The following is an 18,700-nucleotide window of genomic DNA, read 5'->3' as shown; positions in this document are numbered from 1 at the left end:
GAATCAATAAGGAAGCGTAAAGGTTATCACGACAGCAGAGAGCCAAAGAATAAGAAAAGCATTGCTGGTGATGAACAGATGTCGCAGGATTAGAACGTCAGTACTTTCCCGGCCGCCAGTGTCCACTGCGCCAACTCCACCAGAGTCCCGATCTCGACCCCGTCCGCCAGCGGCAGTTGGCTCACGCCACGCGCGTCGGCACAGGTCTTGCACAACTTCACCGGTACCTGTTGCGCCGTGAGAATTTCCAGCATCTGCTGCAAATGGTAGCCTTCGCGCGGCTGCTGCCCTGCCAGCCCGGCCACCACCGCATCGGACATCAGAAACAGTTTCAGGTCGAGATCGCTTTGCTGCTCTTTCAGGGTAATGGCCAGACGCAGGGCGTTAAACAGGGATTCGTGGCCATAGGCGGCGCCATTGGCAATCAATACAACGGATGACATGGTGTTTCTCCTATAAAGGATGGATTTCAACGCGGCATGGCTGCGTCGCCAGTTCTTCCGGCTTGACTCGTAAGGCAGGACTGAATTTGGCCATTTCGAGGAAAGAGTCAATCAGCGCCGTCGCTTCGGCTTTCAGATCAAAGCTTTCCGGCATAAACAGCCAATTCTCCATCAGGCCGGTAATATAAGCATGCAGGCTAATGGCCGCGCGGCGGGTGTGCAAATCAACCGGCAGTTGACCATGGTCCATACAGTCACGCAACACCGACTCAATGCGTTCATAACCTGCCAGGTACAAGACTTTACGCGCTTCATGCAGCGGCATCATCTCACCTACAAATTCGCACTTGTGGAAAACGATCTCCATCAGCGCTCGTCGGCGGCTGTCATCGACCGTAGCCGTCAGAATGTAAATCAGAATTTCTCGTAAAATACGCAGTGGATTCTCAGGGAACTTTGCCTGATACTCTAGTTCCAGATCACCAATTTTTGACTCTGATAATTCCCAAACTTCGTTAAACAGGTCTACCTTGTTCTTGAAGTGCCAATAAATTGCACCACGGGTAACTCCGGCAGCAGTGGCAATATCTGTCAGTGACGTTGCGGAAACGCCACGTTCAGAAAATTCTTGCACCGCAGCATCAAGTATGTGCTGTCGAGTTTCTAGCGCCTGCTGTTTGGTTTTTCGTGCCATGACGTTGTTTTTTCGGGGGAGTGTGATTTACATACATTCGCGTATGTATGTACCATAGCACGCACATATAATTAACGCAGCAATGGGTTTTAAAGCTTGTGATCCATTGATCATTTTGAAATCGGACACTTGAGGTTTTTCTATGAACAAAAACAGAGGGTTAACGCCTCTGGCGGCAGTTCTGATGCTTTCAGGCAGCTTAATGCTTACAGGATGTAACGATAAAGAAACCCAACAGCAAGGCGCCCAACCACCGGCTCCCGAAGTGGGTGTAGTGACATTGAAGGCCGAGCCTCTCAATATGACTACCGATCTTCCTGGCCGTACCGCTGCGTATCGTATCGCCGAAGTTCGCCCTCAGGTCAGCGGTATTATCCTGAAACGTAACTTTGTTGAAGGCAGTGATATCAAGGCAGGTACTTCCCTGTATCAGATCGATCCTGCTACCTATCAGGCAACCTATGACAGCGCCAAAGGCGATCTGGCCAAAGCACAGGCCAGCGCGTCGATCGCGCGCGTTACGGTAAACCGCTATAAACCCTTGCTGGGTACCAGCTATATCAGTAAGCAGGACTACGATACTGCCGTTTCCAACCTGCAACAGGCAGAAGCCGCAGTAGTGGCCTCTAAAGCTGCAGTGGAAACCGCACGCATCAACCTGGCCTACACCAAAGTGACTTCACCAATCTCCGGTCGCATCGGCAAGTCTGCCGTGACTGAAGGTGCGTTGGTCACCAACGGCCAAACTACTGCGCTTTCCACCGTGCAGCAGTTGGATCCGATGTACGTCGACGTGACTCAGTCAAGCAACGATTTCCTGCGCCTGAAACAAGAACTGGCCAGCGGTGCGCTGAAACAGGAAAACGGCAAGGCCAAGGTGACACTGCTGCTGGAGAATGGCACGCAATACGCTCAGGAAGGCTCGCTGGAATTCTCTGACGTCACTGTTGATGAAACCACCGGTTCCATCACCATTCGTGCAGTGTTCCCGAACCCGAACGATACGCTGTTGCCGGGCATGTTCGTTCGCGCGCGTTTGGACGAAGGCGTGCGCAGCGATGCCTTGCTGGTGCCACAACAGGGTGTAACGCGTAACCCGCGTGGCGAAGCTACCGCGATGGTGGTGGGCGCTGACGATAAAGTCGAATTGCGCACACTGAAAGCGGATCAGGCGATTGGCGACAAATGGCTGGTTACCGACGGCCTGAAAGCCGGCGACCGCGTGATTGTCACAGGTCTGATGAAAGCTCGCCCAGGTGCTCAGGTAAAAGTGCAGGAAGTTGACACTCAGGCGCAAAAGCAGCCGCAGTCTGAAGCGCAGAAGTCATAAAAAGGAGCCGGTAAGACATGGCTAAGTTCTTTATAGATCGCCCGATTTTCGCCTGGGTAATCGCCATCATCGTCATGTTGGCGGGTGTGCTGTCAATAATGAAACTGCCCATTGCGCAGTATCCAACGATTGCACCACCAGCGGTAAGTATTTCCGCAACCTATCCGGGCGCAGATGCAAAAACGGTGCAGGATACCGTGACTCAGATTATCGAACAGAACATGAACGGTATCGATAATCTGATGTACATGTCCTCCACCAGTGATTCCTCTGGTAGCGTGACCATTACACTGACGTTTAACTCTGGTACTGATCCTGACATCGCGCAGGTTCAGGTGCAGAACAAACTGTCATTGGCTACGCCGTTGCTGCCGCAAGAAGTGCAGCAACAGGGTCTGAAAGTTGAAAAGTCCAGCAGCAGCTTCCTGATGGTGGCCGGCTTCATTTCCGACGATCCGAGCATGACTCAGGATGACATCGCGGACTATGTGGCCTCCAACATCAAGGACCCGATCAGCCGTTCATCCGGTGTGGGTGAAGTGCAGCTGTTCGGTGCTCAGTATGCAATGCGTATCTGGCTCGATCCGAACAAGCTCAATAACTTCCAACTGACCACTACGGACGTAACGTCGGCCATCACCGAGCAAAACAACCAGATTGCCGCAGGGCAATTGGGTGGTCTGCCACCGGTGCCGGGTCAACAGCTTAACGCCTCCATCATTGCGCAGACCCGTCTGACCTCTCCAGAAGAGTTCGGCAAGATCCTGCTGAAGGTGAATGCCGACGGTTCTCAGGTTCGCCTGAGCGACGTGGCGCATATTGAGCGCGGAGCTGAAAGCTATGCCGTGACCGCACGTTATAACGGCAAGCCTGCTGCGGGTCTGGGTATCAAACTGGCCACCGGTGCCAACGCCCTGAACACGGCGCAAGGGGTGAAAGACACGCTGACCAAAATGGAGCCTTTCTTCCCGCAGGGGATGAAAATAGTTTATCCGTACGACACCACGCCGTTCGTTAAAATCTCGATTCACGAAGTGGTAAAAACGCTGATCGAAGCCATCATCCTGGTGTTCCTGGTGATGTATTTGTTCCTGCAAAACTTCCGCGCAACCTTGATCCCCACCATTGCAGTACCGGTGGTGTTGCTGGGGACCTTTGCCATTCTGGCGGCCTTCGGCTTCTCGATAAACACCCTGACGATGTTCGGCATGGTGCTGGCGATAGGCTTGTTGGTGGATGATGCCATCGTGGTGGTCGAGAACGTCGAGCGTGTCATGTCCGAAGAGGGACTGCCGCCGAAAGAAGCCACCAAGAAATCGATGGAACAAATCCAGGGCGCGTTGGTCGGTATTGCCATGGTGCTGTCGGCGGTATTCATACCAATGGCGTTCTTTGGCGGCTCAACCGGTGCCATCTATCGTCAGTTCTCCATCACCATCGTTTCTGCGATGGCGCTGTCGGTACTGGTAGCATTGATTCTGACGCCGGCGCTGTGCGCCACCATGCTCAAACCGATACCGAAAGGCGACCACGGGGTTAAAACCGGCTTCTTCGGCTGGTTTAACCGCATGTTCGAAAAGAGTACCCACCACTATACCGACAGCGTAGCCAACATCCTGCGCAGCACCGGTCGTTATCTGGTGATCTACCTGCTGATCGTTGTCGGCATGGCGCTGTTGTTCCTGCGCTTGCCTTCCTCGTTCCTGCCGGACGAAGACCAGGGTATTTTGCTGACCATGGTGCAGTTGCCTGCAGGGGCGACCGAAGCCCGTACCTCTAAGGTATTGGAAGAAGTCACCGACTACTTCCTGACCAAAGAAAAAGATAACGTGGTTTCGGTGTTTACCGTTGCAGGCTTCGGCTTTAACGGTAACGGCCAGAACAACGGTCTGTCGTTCGTCAGCCTGAAAGACTGGTCTGAACGTAAAGGCGAAGAAAATAAGGTACCGGCGATTGCTGGCCGGGCAATGGGTGCGTTCTCGCAAATCAAAGACGGCCTGGTATTCCCGTTCAACCTGCCGGCGATTATCGAACTGGGTACCGCGACCGGTTTTGACTTCCAGCTGATCGACCAGGGTGGCCTGGGGCATGAAAAACTGACCGAAGCACGTAACCAGTTGTTGGGCATGGCTGCCAAACATCCGGACATGCTGGTGGGTATGCGCCCTAACGGTCTGGAAGATACGCCGCAGTTCAAGCTGATTATCGACCAGGAAAAAGCCAAGGCACTGGGCGTTAGCATCACCACCATTAACAGCACGCTGAGCACCGCGTTGGGGGGGTCTTACGTCAACGACTTTATTGACCGCGGTCGTGTGAAGAAAGTGTACGTGCAGGCTGATGCTCCGTTCCGTATGTTGCCGGAAGATATCAATAAATGGTTTGTCCGCGGCACCAGCGGCCAGATGGTTCCGTTCTCCGCCTTCGCCTCGGCGAAATGGGAATACGGTTCACCACGTCTGGAGCGTTATAACGGTCTGCCTTCCATGGAAATCTTGGGTCAGGCAACGCCAGGCAAGAGTACCGGTGAAGCCATGAACCTGATGGAAGAGTTGGCCTCCAAGCTGCCGAGCGGCATTGGTTACGACTGGACCGGTATGTCCTATCAGGAACGTCTGTCCGGTAACCAGGCTCCAGCACTGTATGCCATCTCGATTCTGGTGGTGTTCCTGTGTCTGGCAGCTTTGTACGAGAGCTGGTCAATTCCGTTCTCGGTCATGCTGGTTCTGCCACTGGGGGTTATCGGTGCGTTGCTGGCGGCCACCATGCGCGGCCTTAACAACGACGTTTACTTCCAGGTGGGGCTGTTGACCACCATAGGTCTGTCGGCGAAGAACGCCATATTGATTGTGGAATTCGCCAAGGACCTGATGGATAAAGAAGGCAAGGGTCTGATAGAAGCCACGTTGGAAGCGGTGCGTATGCGTCTGCGTCCAATTCTGATGACTTCTCTGGCATTCATCCTCGGGGTTCTGCCGCTGGTTATCAGCAGCGGTGCAGGCTCCGGCGCACAGAACGCGGTAGGTACCGGCGTTATGGGCGGGATGATTACCGCAACCGTGCTGGCCATCTTCTTCGTTCCGGTGTTCTTCGTGGTGGTTCGCCGCCGCTTCAGCAAGAAGTCTGACGATGTAGAACACAGCCATCCGGTTGATCATCACTGATTAAAGTAGTGATCCCGAATCTCTGAATACAAAGGCCGCTTATGCGGCCTTTAACTTAACGACAAACACCCGAAAAACGTGGTTTTCGGATGTTTGGGGTAAACCGGAGACAGCATCCTTTGGTTATAGCGATTCTTAAGTTGTTGCTTTAACCGCAAGTAATTTCGTCAGCCATCTTAGGCCGCTTATGCGGCCTTTTTCTTTGGCTTCATCGGCTTAATGCAAACCACTCTCATTAATTTATCGGCTGATGCATTTTGTACTTGATCCGCCCTGCCGTGCGGCGCATAATTATTGTTATAGTATAACATTACATTGGAGTGCATCATGAAAGCAGGCATCCACCCAAACTACCGTACCGTGGTGTTCCACGACGTCAGTGCCGATACCTACTTTAAGGTGGGGTCGACCATTAACACCGATCGCACCATTGAGCTTGAAGGTGAAAGCTGGCCGTATGTCACCCTCGACATCTCTTCCGCTTCGCATCCGTATTACACCGGCAAGCAGAAAGAGTTCTCTAAAGAAGGCAGCACCGCACGCTTCCAGCAGCGTTTTGGCCGCTTCTTTACTGACAATAAGTAACAGAGGATCACCATGAAGGTTTTGAGTTCATTGCGTTCGGCGAAGAATCGCCATCCGGATTGCAAGGTCGTGCGCCGTAAAGGTCGTATCTATGTGATCTGTAAAACCAACCCCCGCTTCAAAGCGGTACAGGGACGTAAGAAAAAGCGCTAAGTAAAGCAGTACCATCTGTCTGTCAAAGCCCCGTTGCTGCTCAACGGGGCTTTTTTTATGGAGAAAGCGGAAACACCCAAAATGCCCTGCCTGACAGACAGGGCGGATCCGTTATTTCATGCTGCCGAGTAGAGTATCGACATTGTGCTTAAATGCCTGCACGTAAGTGGCTGCTGGACCATTAGCTTTGGACAATGCCTCTGGATACAGTTCACCCCCAGCCTTGGCACCGGTGGCGGTGGCAATTTGCTTCACCAGGCGCGGATCGGTTTGGTTCTCAATAAAGTAGGCATTAACCTTCTCCTGCTTGATCTGTTTGATCAGGCTCGCCACGTCGCTGGCACTCGCCTCAGCCTCGGTAGAGAAACCGACCGGGGCAAGGAAGGTGACGCCATATTCTTGACCAAAGTAGCCAAAAGCATCATGGCTGGTCAGCACCTTGCGTTTTTGTTGCGGCACTGCGGCAAACTGCGTTTTGGCCCACAGGTCGAGCTTCTGCAGCTGTTGGATATACTCTGCACCACGCTGACGGAAATAGTTGGCATCTTCAGGGTCAGCGGCAATCAGCGCATTCATCACGTTGGTGGCGTACTGCACGCCATTTTTCATGCTGTTCCAGGCATGGGGATCGGTGATCTCTTTGCCGTCTTCGTTCATCTGACGCGAGTTGATCCCCTGCGATGCGGTAATGACCTGCCCTTTGTAACCCGAGGCACTGACCAGACGATCGATCCACCCTTCCAGTCCCAGACCACTGACGAACACCACATCAGCCTGTGACAACAGCTTGCTGTCCTTCGGTGCAGGTTCGAAGCTGTGCGGGTCGCCGTCCGGCCCCACCAGCGTAGAGACATTGACATGTTCTCCCCCCACCTGCTTGACGATGTCGCCGAGGATGGAAAAACTGGCGACGGCATCCACTGTCTTTGCCATGGCCAATGGGCTGGACAGCAGAGCAGCCACTGCCAGCGATATAGGTAAACGTTTCATACTTTCTCCTTGCACTTGGTACTTCTCAACGGCGCGCCAGGGAATAAATCCCCCCACGCGTCCCAAATAAAATTGATCCAAAGAAAATCACGCTGGCGCTGAGCACAATCGCCGGCCCTGCCGGCAATGACGCGTAGTACGACCATTCCAGCCCGATAAGGCTTGAGAGCATGCCGATCCCCATAGCCACCGCCAGCGTATGCGGCAGATTACGCGCCCAAAAGCGTGCACTGGCGGCGGGAAGCATCATCAGCCCGACCGACATCAATGTGCCGAGGATCTGGAAACCAGCGACCAGATTGACCACCACCAGCGCCAGGAACAATCCATGTATCAGCGCCAGCCAGCGCGGTGCACTGACGCGTAAAAAGGTGGCATCGAAAGATTCAATCACCAGGGCACGGTACAGTGCGGCCAATGCCAGCAGCGAAAAGCTGGCTATCGCCCCCACCATCACAATCGCATGAATATCCACCGCCAGAATCGAACCGAATAATACATGCAGCAAATCGACGCTGGACCCACGCAGCGAGACTAAAGTGACACCCAGCGCCAGCGACCCCAGATAAAAGCCGGCGAAACTGGCATCCTCTTTCAGCGGCGTTCGGCGGCTGACCAGCCCGGATAGCATGGCCACCGCCAGCCCGGCAATAAAGCCACCCACGCCCATCGCCACCATCGACATACCGGAAATCAGATAGCCTATTGCTGCACCGGGCAATACCGCATGGGACAGCGCATCGCCGACCAAACTCATGCGCCGCAACAGCAGGAAAACGCCCAAAGGTGCGGCACTGAGTGACAGGGCAAAGCAAGCCACCAGCGCACGACGCATAAAGCCGAACGAGGCAAAAGGATCAACAAGGAGATCAACTAACGTCATTGCGCCACCGCCATTTGACACAGCGGCAGACTGGCAATATTCAACGCAGGAATGTGTTCCAGCACCCGATTGGCCGCCCCCCAGTGGCAACACTGTGGCGTCAATAACAAGGCCTGCGGGAAATGGTTCGCCACCATCGACATGTCATGCAGCACCGCGATGACCGTCTTGCCCTGCCGATGCAACTGAGCAATCACTTGCAGCAATAGCTGGATAGTGGCGCTGTCGATACCGGTAAAAGGTTCATCCAGTAAAATCAGCGGCGCCTGCTGGACCAGCAGGCGGGCAAACAGCACCCGCTGTAATTGGCCACCGGAAAGCTCACCAACCGGCCTGCGGGCCATCGAAGTCATCCCAACGGTGTCCAGAGCCTCGGCAATCTGCCGTGCAGCGCGCTTATTCAGCCCGGCAAACATCCCCATCTTCGGCCAACAGCCCATCGCCACCAGATCGCTGACCACTATGGGGAATTGGCGATCCAACTCGGCCTGCTGAGGCAAATAAGCCCTGCGCGGTAATTTATTTCCGCTGAAAGACAGGCCCCCACTTTGCAGTGGTAAAAGCCCGGCCAACGTTTTCAACAGGGTTGACTTGCCGGCACCGTTTACTCCGACGACGGCAGTCAAAGAGCCAGCGGTGAAGTGACCGCTGAGCGGCGGAAAAAGCGGTGTACTGCCGTAGCCCACGACAGCCTGTTGAAGGCTAATCATGGCAGCGCCACCGCCCAGTAGATGCCTGCCCAGAGTATGGCCAGTAACAAAATGGCGATGCCACAGCGCAATCCGGCAGAGGCAGTGAACAATGAATTTAAGGACGACATAGCGCCATCTTGCGGTGTAGATGTCAGTTTCATGGCCAGACGGAAGGAAAGTTAATCGTTATATTATAACATCACAAACATTTCACTGACTCAAGCCCCCCACGCTGCGATTAATGCAACTGAACGTAACAATGAATGCGCTACTTTCGTTGGTAATTCACCGGTTTGGGAACATCAGCGCTACTCCTTCCGGGATATACCGAGAAATATCAGGGTTATTAATCGATAAACAATGTTGGGATTGTGTAAAAAAAGCTGACTGTTAACGAAAAGTTTACCGACGAATTGATAAAAAAGGAGTAAGATTAATAGATAGGATTGCTATACTGTCAGGCATTAAATGCAAGTAACTCTTCGCTGCGACACAATGACGGAAGCACTTTCTGTTAAAAAATTAAAGAAAGTGATTAACGAAAAAATATCAGAGTTGGCGCCAGCATTGACCAGCGGCCTGAGTTTTTATTCGGAAAGCGCGCGTTATGCCGAAGGTTCATTAGAAATACTTGATATTCATGAATTGAGCAACAGCCAGTATTCAATGAGTTACCGCTACAAATGGGCTATTTTCAATGCCTGTCTGGATATCAGCGCCGAAGAATACATCAGCGATAGCGTCACTTTCAGTTTGGCCGAAGCGGGTCTCATCTTTGACATCATTGATAACTCCCGTCCATCTACCGCAGATGAATTGTAAGTTTACGTAATAACAGCAGGCCAGATGCGAAGAAATGATTTATATTCATTATACGGGAAGTTTATTTTATCATCATCTTTAAGCTATCTCTGTCCATGATGTAAATCAGCTTACTCACAGAGTGTTATCAACACCGAAATTAAGACTTACGGAGGGGATGATATGGATGAGTATTCGCCTAAAAGGCACGATATTGCTCAGCTGAAATTCTTGTGTGAAAACCTGTATGATGAAGGTATCGCCACGCTGGGCGACAGCCACCACGGCTGGGTGAACGATCCGACATCTTCCGTCAATCTCCAGCTTAATGAGTTGATCGAACATATTGCTTCGTTTGTGATGAGTTATAAAATTAAATACATGGACGAAAGTGATTTATCGGAACTGGTCGAAGAGTATCTCGATGATACCTACACGCTGTTCAGCAGTTACGGTATCAATGATTCCGATCTGCGTCGTTGGCAAAAGACCAAGGCGCGATTATTCAGAATGTTCTCAGGAGAGGACATCTGTACGACAATGAAAACTTAGGGGATAATTATCCCCAAATTATTTTTCTCTACGGTTTATCACACCAAAGGTTATCATGACTAAAATTGATTATCTGATGCGTTTACGTAAATGCACCACGATTGACACGCTTGAACGCGTTATCGAAAAAAACAAGTATGAGCTTTCAGATGACGAACTGGAGCTGTTTTACTCTGCAGCCGATCATCGCCTGGCTGAACTCACCATGAATAAGCTGTACGATAAAATCCCAACGGCCGTTTGGAAATTCGTAAGATAACCCCGGCTAAAATGCGTTGAGCCGATGCATTTGTCGGCCTCAATGTTGTCTCTGCATCCGTATTTATCTCATTGACTTACTGCACTTTCATCCGCTGTTGAAAATCCTGTAATAATAATTGGAAGCACTCCTCAATTAACGCCGGATGGTTTCGCTGCGTGCTACGCATTAACGCCACGGTACGGCTGAGCATAGGTTGCTGCAGTTGAACCACGGTTAATTCATCGTCATTCAAATATGTGGTGTAAAGCTGCGGTAAAATAGCCACGGCTAATTTCGAACGCACCAAACCATATAATGTCTCCAGAAAATCCACCTGATAGCGGGCGGTTAAATTCAGACGGTGGCTTTCCGCCAGCGCCAGAACCAATCGGCTGATATTCCCCTTCGAAAAAACCGCGATATCTCGTCGGGTTAATTGCCGCCATGGCAGATGATGAGATTCAGCCAACGGATCGTCACGGCGCATCACCACCACGAACGGATCTTCCTGCAATGGATATATCTCCAGCGACTCCGGCACCGAGCTGTCGAGCGCCCCAATGCCAAAATCGATCAACCCGTTCTCTAATTGCAATAACAACGAGTCATTGGTTTGATCGTGAAATTCTATCCGCAGACGCGGAAAATTCGCCGCCAGCAATTGCGGCACGCCCGGAAATAATAGCCCGCTGACCGAGGGCACCAGCCCAATACGCAAAGTGCCGTCCCCGCCCGCCAGCATAATGCGCTGCATATCGTCAAAAGCTGCCTGCGCCACATTAAGCAGTCGTTCGGCATGCGGCAAAATTGCTGCGCCCTGTTCAGTCAGCGTCACTGCTGAAGCGGTACGGTTCACCAGCTTGCCACCCAGCACCGCCTCTATCTGCCGTAATGCGCTACTCAACGCCGGTTGGCTGATCGCCAGACGGTTCGCGGTATCGGTAAAATGTCGTAGCTGCGCCAGGGTGACGAAATATTGGATCTGCTTGAGAGAAAGCGCGGGTAATCGGCGCCAGGGTTCAGACATGTCAGGTTTTCCGTCCTCTAAAAAGTAAACGTTTGCGACAGCATAAACGTTTCTTATCAGGCGATAAATTAAATCATCTGTGCAAAGCCAGCCCGCCCCCCTAGAGTAACAACCCTGTCATCATGCCGGGTAATGACCATGACCACTCATTGTACCAACGCGGGCGAACGCCAGCGTGCGGTGAAGGCCGCATTAGGCCAACTTCCTTTTGATTTGCTGCTGACCAACGCCGCGTTAATTGACATGGCGACCGGTGAAATCCGTAACGCCGATGTTGGCATCCTTGGCGCACTGATCGCCAGCGTTCATCCTTGCGGTACGATGAGCAACGCCTTGCAGACCCAAGATTTGGCCGGCGCTTATTTAAGCCCCGGATTGATAGACACCCACGTACATGTTGAAAGCTCCCACCTGCCGCCGGAACGCTATGCCGAGATCGTCGTTGCCCAAGGCACCACTACCATCTTTTGGGATCCGCACGAGCTGGCCAACGTGCTCGGCGTTGCCGGTGTGCGCTATGCGGTGGACGCCAGCCGTGGTTTGCCGCTCAGAGTGATCTGCGCAGCCCCTTCTAGCGTCCCCTCAACGCCGGGGCTGGAAATGTCCGGCGCTGATTTTGCCGGCCAGGAAATGGAAACCATGCTGGCCTGGCCAGAAGTCGGTGGCGTTGCCGAAGTGATGGACATGCACGGTGTGTTGAACGGCAGCGAACGCATGCTGGAAATTCTCAATGCCGGACTCAACAGCGGAAAATTGATTGAAGGCCATGCCCGCGGGCTGAGCGGCGCCGACCTGCAAGCTTACCTGGCCGCAGGTGTCACTTCCGACCATGAACTGACCTCCGGAGCCGATGCGCTGGAGAAATTACGTGCCGGTCTGACGCTGGAGATCAGAGGATCCCACCCTTACCTGCTACCGGAAATCGTCGCGGCACTGAAAACGTTGCCGCACCTGTCTTCACAAATCACCGTCTGCACCGATGATGTCCCGCCGGATATCTTGTTGGAAAAAGGCGGTATCGTGGCGTTACTCAATATGTTGATTGAACAAGGTCTGCCGGTGACTGATGTGCTGCGGATGGCCACGCTCAATGCCGCCATTCGCTTGCAGCGCAACGACCTTGGGCTGATTGCCGCTGGGCGAGTGGCCGATTTGGTGGTGTTCGATTCGCTGGAACAGCTCAGGGCGCAACAGGTCTACGTCGCAGGAAAACTGACGGCGCAGCAAGGCAAGATGCTCAAACCGCTCAAGGCTAACCCCAACGTAACAGCACCGCGTGACACTCTTCGGCTGCAGCCTTTGGCTGCCGGGGATTTTGTGATGAAGGTCCCGGCCATCCGCCACGGCAAAGCCACACTGCGCCATATTAAGGGCGCGCGCTTTACCCAATGGAATGAGACGACGGTCGAAGTGCGTAACGGCGAAGTACAGATCCCGGACGGCTTCAGCCTGATCTGGGTGCGACATCGTCACGGTCGCCACCAGGCCACACCGCAACTGGCATTGCTGGAAGGCTGGGGAGAATTACGCGGCGCTATCGCCACCAGCTACTCGCATGACTCACATAATCTGGTGGTACTGGGGCGTGATGCTGCCGATATGGCGCGGGCCGCCAACGCGCTGATCGCCAGTGGCGGTGGCATGGCCTTGAGTCAAAACGGGGAAATTCTGGCGCAGGTGGCAATGCCGATTGCCGGCATGCTTTCCGACCTGCCCGCCACCGAGCTGGCACAACAGTTTAAAAACCTGCGCGATCTAAGCGCACGAATCGCCGACTGGGAACCGCCTTACCGGGTTTTCAAGGCGATTGAAGGCACCTGCCTGGCGTGCAACGCCGGGCCGCACCTGACCGATCTCGGCCTGACCGACGGCTCAACACGCCAGATTGTCGATCCGCTGATCGCCTGCTGGGAAACCCCGGTATAAAAATAATCATAATAATTAGATAGCTACGGAGAGAATTTAAATGGCTGAAAATTCAGTATCTGCTCCAACACCAGGGGGCTGGCTGCAACGGCGGTTTCAACTGCACGCGCGGCAAAGCACGGTTAAAACCGAATGCCTGGCCGGGATCACCGGCTTTCTGGCGGCCGCCTATCTGCTGGTAGTGATCCCCGGATTGCTTGCCGTCGGCGGCATGGATAAAGGTGCCGTGACCACCGGTACCATTCTGGTATTCGTGCTGGGCACCTTGCTGATGGCGTTTTACGGCAACCTGCCGTTTATCGTCGGGCCAGGCATCGGCGGTTCGGTGCTGGTCGGCGTGACGCTGGCAGGCAGTGAAGGCATCAGTTGGCAGATTGGTTTGGGCATCGCCTGCTGGTCCGGTATTTTGTTTTTCGCCCTGACCCGGCTTGGGCTACGTGAGGTAGTCACCCGTTCGGTACCGCAATCGATCAAGCTGGGGCTGACGGCCTCTATCGGGCTGTTTGTGGCGATACTGGGGTTCCGCAACGCCGGGTTGGTGCTGGCAAATGCCAAATCCAATGCGCTGATGTTGGGTGACTTCACCGCACCCGGTGCATTGATCGCCCTGTGTGGCCTGTTCCTGGCTATCGCGCTGCAGGCCCGACGTATTCCCGGTGCTATCTTGTGGGCAATTCTGTTTGCGACGCTGGTCGGTATTCCGTTCGGCGTCACCCATCTGCCAACCAGCCTGATGGCGATGCCGCATTCATTGGCTCCGGTGCTCGGTCATGTCGATTTAATCGGCGCACTGAATATTGCCTTCCTGCCTTATTTGTTCGTCTTTTTCGCCTCGGAATTTTTCTCCACCATGGGCACCACATTGGCCGTGGGCGGTGAAGCCGGGCTGCTGGATGAACATGGCAATATGCCGCACATCAACCGGCCCTTTATGGTGGACTCGATCGCTGCGGCGCTTGGCCCTGTCGTCGGTATTCCCGCTGCCACTGCTCTGATCGAGTCTTCCGCAGCGGCAGAAGCCGGTGGCAAAACCGGGCTAACTGCACTGGCGGCGGCGGTGATGTTTTTGCTGATGCTGCTGTTCACACCGATTGCGCTGATGATCCCGAAAGAAGCCACCGCACCGGCGCTGATTTTGATCGGCCTGAACATGTTCAGCGGGCTGCGCAAAGTTGATTTGGCCAACTTCACCGACGGCCTGCCAGTCCTGATGATGGTGATGATCACCCTGATCGCCAACAGCTTTGGGACTGGTATCGCCGGGGGATTGCTGTTTTATATCATTATCAAAGTGATTGCCGGCAAATGGCGCGAAGTGCCGTTCGGGCTCTATTTCCTGGCGATCCCGCTGGTGTACTATTTCGCCACGCTGGTGAGGCATTAATCTGCAAGCGGTGCGCTGATAATAAATTTAACTCTTGGTCATGTGGGAGAGGTTATAGAGGAAAAACCGGTGAGAGAATATAATAATGTTTTATGAACAGATAAAAAAATGCCCGCGACAGCGGGCCAAGTGGTAAATCACTACCCGTCAATAATACCAATTAATGAACTTCAATCAATGTGCAATAGTGGACTTGCATCCATAAAAAAAGCCCGCAACACCATGCGGGCCAAACAATGCAAATATAGAAAACAAACCAAAAGTGCATGACAAGGAAATACAAATTGCATTCGTAAAACAAGGATATTACCCAGCAGCAATATAGTCATTTAAAGTTTATTTATTTTTATTCTGGTCGTCTTCCTCCCCATGACTCACCTTATCGGCGGTATCACTCACTTTTCCAGCCGTATCCTTGACCTTATCGGCGCTATCCTTCACCTTTTCCGGCGTTATATCTTTTAGCGTTTCCTTCGCATCGCAACGACCGCTAACCCCGACGCTGGCATCAAGCGCGGCGCTCTTTGCCGCTTTCTTTACCGTACAATCCGGATTAATCACTCCGGCCTGCGCCCCTGTGATTAACAAGAGTGGAATAAAAAACAAAAGATATTTACGCATAATTCTCAATATTTAAATGATGTTAATGGTCAGTGTGGCGGAACCGGAATAGGTGCCAGAAGCAGGGGCCACACCGGTCAGCGTGCTGTATACCGGCACGTCAAGGCCGGCTGTCGTAAGCCCGACATTCCTGGTGGTTTGTGCTCCGGTCGATGAAAGCGACAACGTACTGCTGCCCACCGTACCGCCTGCGGTATTTTGCAGCGTCAAATTACCTGTAGATAAGGACACGCGAACCGTGGCATTGCCGGTACAAGAAACCCGGGCGTTACTGGAGGTTTGATGATTTGGCCACTGGGCTGGTGAGAGTTGGCCATGGTTGATATTAATCGCGTTAGAGACCGAACATTGTACCGGCGGCTTCCCAATCCCACCTTCGCCACAGGTACGGACGAATGTTGTTGGAGCAAAACCATATGTATAAAGGCCATAAAAGTATCCTTGAATACTAGAGAGAATTCTATAAGTACCTGTAGTGCTTCCGTTACAAAGGTCGGGTACCACCGCTGAAACCGTTGTATTAAGTGTGCCAGTTTGCCCTGAACCGATCCAAATTGAAGAACTATCTCCATAATAGGTCCCTGAGGTAGCGCCCGGAGGATAAACAACTATTGAACAAGATACCTCAACGGATACAGAACCATTATTTTGCATTGTTCCCGAACACACGTCGTTTATACTAACGGCCGCTGAGTTGGTTGACCCAGTCAGGGTCGAATTCACCATCCCTTCGCCAACCATACAAAAACCAGCGGTAAGACAACCTGTAGGACGTCCATACTGTGTGGTGCTTGCAGCAAAAGCCGCATTACTAATGCAGCACAGCGTTGTTATTGCGAAAAGCAAAACAACAATTTTTTTTAACCTAAGGTAGAACATATATTTTTTCCTGCTTGCGTACCAAACCTGGCACTGCATTAAATTTTTGGCATACGGAATACGTAACCAGCTCTAACCACCAAATAACCTTATCCTTTACCTAACTCACGGATATTCCAGATAGAAGGTGGTTACCGCACTGAACTCCCCCAGCGCCAACGCCGAGTTTTGCAGTGCGCTGGGTTCTCCCGCGACAAAGGCTTTAAAATCAAGCGCATTGCTGCCATTGGCCAGCGTAATAGCGGCACTGTTTTGCCCTAACGGCAACAGTTTGCCATCCGACTCTTCCAGCCCAATCGCCACACCGCTATTGGCATTACTCACCGCCAAATACCCCGGTAACTCGGGGCTTTCGGTCCCCTCAAAGCGGGCCGTGACCGTGCCGCCGCCCGGCCAGCTGTCAATATTGCAATCAACCAGATGAATAGTGAAAGGCTGGCTGTTGGTACGGGAGTTCAAATAAAGGTATTTGTCTATTACGGTACCAAAGTCCAGGGTAATGCTTTCGTCGCCTGGCTGGACATAACAGGGTTCATCCACCAGTGCGCCATGAAGGTGCATGCTCGTCCCGCCCTGCGCGGCAAACAGATTCCCTGAGGCCGCAACCAATAAAGCCACAGCGCTCAACAAGGGTTTATAAACTGAACTATGCATAACTCTATCCCTATTGATAATCAGCAAGTAATGTGGCGTAAGCGTCAAAAACCCCTTCCGGCAAGGTGGAGCCAGCCCGTTTTACCGGCACAGCCTCTAAAACCTTATTGCCGGCACTGATATCGACACGCTGATTCAAGGTAAAGTTGTCGCCGCCAATAAGCAGTTTGATGCCAAAATCAGGGTTGGTCGTACCAGCGATGCTGGTGGCAATCGCCGCATCATCGAAATCGGTCGAGGTGCCTAATACCGTCAAGCCTAATACCCAGGGGGCATTTTGCGGATTATCTTCACAGGTGATCTGGTAATTAACAGCCTGCTTATAGCTATTGCCGTCAACACCGCTGGTGCCGACACGATCGCCAAAATCCACATCAATAACATTGCCGTTATTAATGGTACACGGCGGCGGTTCAATTAACGTACCGTGTAAATTAACCTGGACTGGATTGCCAGCCGCGCAAACGGATTGAGTCGTTATTAATAACAACGCAACCCCCGCAAAGGTGGTATAACGCATAATTACGACTCCTCTATTGATATTCAACTGACATGGTGGCAGCCGCGACAAAAGCCCCCCCGGTTAAAGTCACTGCAGGATCTTTCGCCAGCACGGCAAATACCGCAGGCTGGGTAGCGTTGTAATCGAAAGTAATTACGCCGCTATTCAGTGCGAGATTAGAAGAGTCGCTGCTAAATCTCACAGCCAAACCGGCCTTATTGGTGGTTAATAAGCTGTTATCAAAACCCGCCGGTGATCCGTTAATTCGCAACTTGAGGTCAGGACTGCTCAGTGTGCCTTCACATTCAACCGTATAGTTTACTTTTCGTTTCTGGTAACTGTTGCCGTCAATGCGCGTTGTCATAACATCGTTACCAAAATCCACATCGATGGCATTACCGGCATTGATCTCACAAGGCGGCATCAGCACCGTAGCCGTTACCGTCACCGTGGCCGCATGTGCCGGAGCAGAACCCAAAGCAAAAAATAGACAGGCGATACTCAGGTAGACTGAATGAAAAAATATCTGATTTAAATTCATAACGATGCCTTTAATCATAACTCAGACCAAAATTCACACTGGCCCGATAGGCACCTGGCTTCAGGACCCCAGAAGTCCGCTCCGGCACCACATAATAAGTCAGCGAGTCATCGCCCGGCGTCAGAAACATCGGCAAGCCACGGCTACCCAGGCGAACATCCCGGTGTTGGTTATCCGTTAAACGCAAGGCGATGCCAGAGACATTATTACCGGCCACTTTAACCAATTCGGCATTATCGGCATCCGCCGGGGCCATAAAGGTCACGGCGACAACCGGTTGAATGGCACTGCTGGTCAGATCGCCATTGCGATTATCCGTCTGGGTTGACCCCACCCGAATACAATCTCTAAAACGCAATTGGAAAGCGACGGGCTGGGCTTGTTCACCCACTCGGTTAAATTGGCCGGTTGCCGTCGTCCCCAGGTCTACCGTCTGGTTGGCGGAAGCCATATCCAAACGACATGCGGACTCGGTCAGTTCACCAATCACCTGTAACTCACCGTGCTCGCCATCGACCTGCCAATTGTCCACTTGAGCGCAGGCAAGATTAGAAAACATTAACAAACTGGCAAAGGCGACGGGAAACCGTCTTATTCTCTTTCCTTGAACAACGTTATTTTGCATTTTCATCGTCATT

The 18,700-nt window shown here is 52.5% G+C and carries 21 protein-coding genes; 9 read left to right on the top strand and 12 right to left on the bottom strand.

Features of this window, described 5'->3' with window-relative positions:
• Positions 1-89 precede the first annotated feature (89 nt).
• A complete protein-coding gene (locus tag E5C26_RS05720; protein WP_012005568.1) occupies positions 90-443 on the bottom strand; it encodes a DsrE/DsrF/TusD sulfur relay family protein in 354 nt (117 codons plus the stop codon).
• A 10-nt stretch (positions 444-453) separates the two neighbouring features.
• Entirely contained in the window at positions 454-1,137 is a 684-nt protein-coding gene (acrR, locus tag E5C26_RS05715; RefSeq protein WP_135315434.1) for a multidrug efflux transporter transcriptional repressor AcrR, read from the bottom strand.
• A gap of 142 nt (positions 1,138-1,279) precedes the next feature.
• Here acrR and sdeX point away from each other — a divergent pair, with 142 nt between their 5' ends.
• From sdeX to ykgO, 4 genes are all read left to right on the top strand, one after another.
• Positions 1,280-2,467: a multidrug efflux RND transporter periplasmic adaptor subunit SdeX gene (gene sdeX / locus E5C26_RS05710; protein WP_135315433.1), complete on the top strand. Its 1,188-nt coding sequence runs from the start codon at positions 1,280-1,282 to the stop codon at positions 2,465-2,467.
• Between the two features lie 17 nt (positions 2,468-2,484).
• Positions 2,485-5,631 carry a multidrug efflux RND transporter permease subunit SdeY gene (gene sdeY, locus E5C26_RS05705; protein ID WP_135315432.1) on the top strand — a complete coding sequence of 1,049 codons (3,147 nt, stop codon included), beginning with the start codon at positions 2,485-2,487 and terminating at the stop codon, positions 5,629-5,631.
• A 327-nt stretch (positions 5,632-5,958) separates the two neighbouring features.
• Positions 5,959-6,216, top strand: a complete 258-nt coding sequence (locus E5C26_RS05700) for a type B 50S ribosomal protein L31 (protein WP_135315431.1) — start codon at positions 5,959-5,961, stop codon at positions 6,214-6,216.
• Positions 6,217-6,228: 12 nt separating this feature from the next.
• A complete protein-coding gene (gene ykgO / locus E5C26_RS05695) occupies positions 6,229-6,369 on the top strand; it encodes a type B 50S ribosomal protein L36 (RefSeq protein WP_135315430.1) in 141 nt (46 codons plus the stop codon).
• A gap of 111 nt (positions 6,370-6,480) precedes the next feature.
• Here the strand turns inward: ykgO and E5C26_RS05690 are convergent, their stop codons facing one another.
• From E5C26_RS05690 to E5C26_RS05680, 3 genes are read right to left on the bottom strand one after another with little or no spacing between them, the layout of a single operon-like run.
• Positions 6,481-7,359, bottom strand: a complete 879-nt coding sequence (locus E5C26_RS05690; RefSeq protein WP_135315429.1) for a metal ABC transporter substrate-binding protein — start codon at positions 7,357-7,359, stop codon at positions 6,481-6,483.
• Between the two features lie 25 nt (positions 7,360-7,384).
• Entirely contained in the window at positions 7,385-8,242 is an 858-nt protein-coding gene (locus E5C26_RS05685; protein WP_135315428.1) for a metal ABC transporter permease, read from the bottom strand.
• Positions 8,239-8,952 (bottom strand): metal ABC transporter ATP-binding protein, encoded by a 714-nt coding sequence (locus E5C26_RS05680; protein WP_135315427.1) that lies wholly within the window; start codon positions 8,950-8,952, stop codon positions 8,239-8,241. Before E5C26_RS05680 ends, E5C26_RS05685 begins: the two co-directional genes overlap by 4 nt.
• 450 nt (positions 8,953-9,402) lie before the next feature.
• Between E5C26_RS05680 and E5C26_RS05675 the strand changes: the two genes are divergently transcribed.
• From E5C26_RS05675 to E5C26_RS05665, 3 genes are all read left to right on the top strand, one after another.
• Positions 9,403-9,756 (top strand): hypothetical protein, encoded by a 354-nt coding sequence (locus tag E5C26_RS05675; protein WP_409513902.1) that lies wholly within the window; start codon positions 9,403-9,405, stop codon positions 9,754-9,756.
• Between the two features lie 162 nt (positions 9,757-9,918).
• A complete protein-coding gene (gene tomB, locus E5C26_RS05670) occupies positions 9,919-10,287 on the top strand; it encodes an Hha toxicity modulator TomB (RefSeq protein WP_004940312.1) in 369 nt (122 codons plus the stop codon).
• A 55-nt stretch (positions 10,288-10,342) separates the two neighbouring features.
• Complete coding sequence (locus E5C26_RS05665) at positions 10,343-10,546, top strand: HHA domain-containing protein (RefSeq protein ID WP_044548719.1); 204 nt, start codon at positions 10,343-10,345, stop codon at positions 10,544-10,546.
• Between the two features lie 76 nt (positions 10,547-10,622).
• Here the strand turns inward: E5C26_RS05665 and E5C26_RS05660 are convergent, their stop codons facing one another.
• On the bottom strand, positions 10,623-11,555 hold the full coding sequence (locus tag E5C26_RS05660) for a LysR family transcriptional regulator (protein WP_135315426.1): 933 nt from the start codon (positions 11,553-11,555) through the stop codon (positions 10,623-10,625).
• Between the two features lie 138 nt (positions 11,556-11,693).
• Here E5C26_RS05660 and E5C26_RS05655 point away from each other — a divergent pair, with 138 nt between their 5' ends.
• Both E5C26_RS05655 and E5C26_RS05650 read left to right on the top strand, forming a co-directional pair.
• A complete protein-coding gene (locus E5C26_RS05655) occupies positions 11,694-13,481 on the top strand; it encodes an adenine deaminase (RefSeq protein ID WP_135315425.1) in 1,788 nt (595 codons plus the stop codon).
• A gap of 40 nt (positions 13,482-13,521) precedes the next feature.
• The gene (locus E5C26_RS05650) at positions 13,522-14,865 is read left to right on the top strand and encodes an NCS2 family permease (protein ID WP_135315424.1); all 1,344 of its coding nucleotides are present in this window, start codon (positions 13,522-13,524) and stop codon (positions 14,863-14,865) included.
• 336 nt (positions 14,866-15,201) lie between these two features.
• Here E5C26_RS05650 and E5C26_RS05645 read toward each other — a convergent pair whose 3' ends face one another.
• The 6 genes from E5C26_RS05645 to E5C26_RS05620 form a co-directional block, all read right to left on the bottom strand.
• Positions 15,202-15,486, bottom strand: coding sequence for a hypothetical protein (locus E5C26_RS05645; RefSeq protein WP_135315423.1), 285 nt, complete (start codon positions 15,484-15,486; stop codon positions 15,202-15,204).
• Positions 15,487-15,498: 12 nt separating this feature from the next.
• Positions 15,499-16,365, bottom strand: coding sequence for a hypothetical protein (locus E5C26_RS05640; RefSeq protein ID WP_135315422.1), 867 nt, complete (start codon positions 16,363-16,365; stop codon positions 15,499-15,501).
• A gap of 105 nt (positions 16,366-16,470) precedes the next feature.
• Positions 16,471-17,019, bottom strand: coding sequence for a fimbrial protein (locus tag E5C26_RS05635; protein ID WP_135315421.1), 549 nt, complete (start codon positions 17,017-17,019; stop codon positions 16,471-16,473).
• Between the two features lie 10 nt (positions 17,020-17,029).
• Positions 17,030-17,539, bottom strand: coding sequence for a fimbrial protein (locus E5C26_RS05630; protein WP_135315420.1), 510 nt, complete (start codon positions 17,537-17,539; stop codon positions 17,030-17,032).
• A gap of 13 nt (positions 17,540-17,552) precedes the next feature.
• The gene (locus E5C26_RS05625) at positions 17,553-18,080 is read right to left on the bottom strand and encodes a fimbrial protein (protein WP_240775903.1); all 528 of its coding nucleotides are present in this window, start codon (positions 18,078-18,080) and stop codon (positions 17,553-17,555) included.
• The gene (locus E5C26_RS05620) at positions 18,073-18,693 is read right to left on the bottom strand and encodes a fimbrial protein (RefSeq protein ID WP_240775902.1); all 621 of its coding nucleotides are present in this window, start codon (positions 18,691-18,693) and stop codon (positions 18,073-18,075) included. Before E5C26_RS05620 ends, E5C26_RS05625 begins: the two co-directional genes overlap by 8 nt.
• Positions 18,694-18,700 lie beyond the last annotated feature (7 nt).

The organism is Serratia proteamaculans, assembly GCF_004684015.1.
In the GTDB taxonomy this organism is placed as follows: Bacteria; Pseudomonadota; Gammaproteobacteria; order Enterobacterales; family Enterobacteriaceae; genus Serratia; species Serratia proteamaculans_F.
The sequence above is the reverse complement of the archived record's forward strand: the minus strand, read 5'-3'. Positions and strand labels throughout refer to the sequence as shown.

Bases quoted from the DNA above. Each gene is read 5' to 3' on its own strand.
- E5C26_RS05720 (WP_012005568.1), bottom strand. From the start codon at position 443: ATGTCATCCGTTGTATTGATTGCCAATGGCGCCGCCTATGGCCACGAA.
- acrR (WP_135315434.1), bottom strand. From the start codon at position 1,137: ATGGCACGAAAAACCAAACAGCAGGCGCTAGAAACTCGACAGCACATA.
- sdeX (WP_135315433.1), top strand. From the start codon at position 1,280: ATGAACAAAAACAGAGGGTTAACGCCTCTGGCGGCAGTTCTGATGCTT.
- sdeY (WP_135315432.1), top strand. From the start codon at position 2,485: ATGGCTAAGTTCTTTATAGATCGCCCGATTTTCGCCTGGGTAATCGCC.
- E5C26_RS05700 (WP_135315431.1), top strand. From the start codon at position 5,959: ATGAAAGCAGGCATCCACCCAAACTACCGTACCGTGGTGTTCCACGAC.
- ykgO (WP_135315430.1), top strand. From the start codon at position 6,229: ATGAAGGTTTTGAGTTCATTGCGTTCGGCGAAGAATCGCCATCCGGAT.
- E5C26_RS05690 (WP_135315429.1), bottom strand. From the start codon at position 7,359: ATGAAACGTTTACCTATATCGCTGGCAGTGGCTGCTCTGCTGTCCAGC.
- E5C26_RS05685 (WP_135315428.1), bottom strand. From the start codon at position 8,242: ATGACGTTAGTTGATCTCCTTGTTGATCCTTTTGCCTCGTTCGGCTTT.
- E5C26_RS05680 (WP_135315427.1), bottom strand. From the start codon at position 8,952: ATGATTAGCCTTCAACAGGCTGTCGTGGGCTACGGCAGTACACCGCTT.
- E5C26_RS05675 (WP_409513902.1), top strand. From the start codon at position 9,403: ATGCAAGTAACTCTTCGCTGCGACACAATGACGGAAGCACTTTCTGTT.
- tomB (WP_004940312.1), top strand. From the start codon at position 9,919: ATGGATGAGTATTCGCCTAAAAGGCACGATATTGCTCAGCTGAAATTC.
- E5C26_RS05665 (WP_044548719.1), top strand. From the start codon at position 10,343: ATGACTAAAATTGATTATCTGATGCGTTTACGTAAATGCACCACGATT.
- E5C26_RS05660 (WP_135315426.1), bottom strand. From the start codon at position 11,555: ATGTCTGAACCCTGGCGCCGATTACCCGCGCTTTCTCTCAAGCAGATC.
- E5C26_RS05655 (WP_135315425.1), top strand. From the start codon at position 11,694: ATGACCACTCATTGTACCAACGCGGGCGAACGCCAGCGTGCGGTGAAG.
- E5C26_RS05650 (WP_135315424.1), top strand. From the start codon at position 13,522: ATGGCTGAAAATTCAGTATCTGCTCCAACACCAGGGGGCTGGCTGCAA.
- E5C26_RS05645 (WP_135315423.1), bottom strand. From the start codon at position 15,486: ATGCGTAAATATCTTTTGTTTTTTATTCCACTCTTGTTAATCACAGGG.
- E5C26_RS05640 (WP_135315422.1), bottom strand. From the start codon at position 16,365: ATGTTCTACCTTAGGTTAAAAAAAATTGTTGTTTTGCTTTTCGCAATA.
- E5C26_RS05635 (WP_135315421.1), bottom strand. From the start codon at position 17,019: ATGCATAGTTCAGTTTATAAACCCTTGTTGAGCGCTGTGGCTTTATTG.
- E5C26_RS05630 (WP_135315420.1), bottom strand. From the start codon at position 17,539: ATGCGTTATACCACCTTTGCGGGGGTTGCGTTGTTATTAATAACGACT.
- E5C26_RS05625 (WP_240775903.1), bottom strand. From the start codon at position 18,080: ATGATTAAAGGCATCGTTATGAATTTAAATCAGATATTTTTTCATTCA.
- E5C26_RS05620 (WP_240775902.1), bottom strand. From the start codon at position 18,693: ATGAAAATGCAAAATAACGTTGTTCAAGGAAAGAGAATAAGACGGTTT.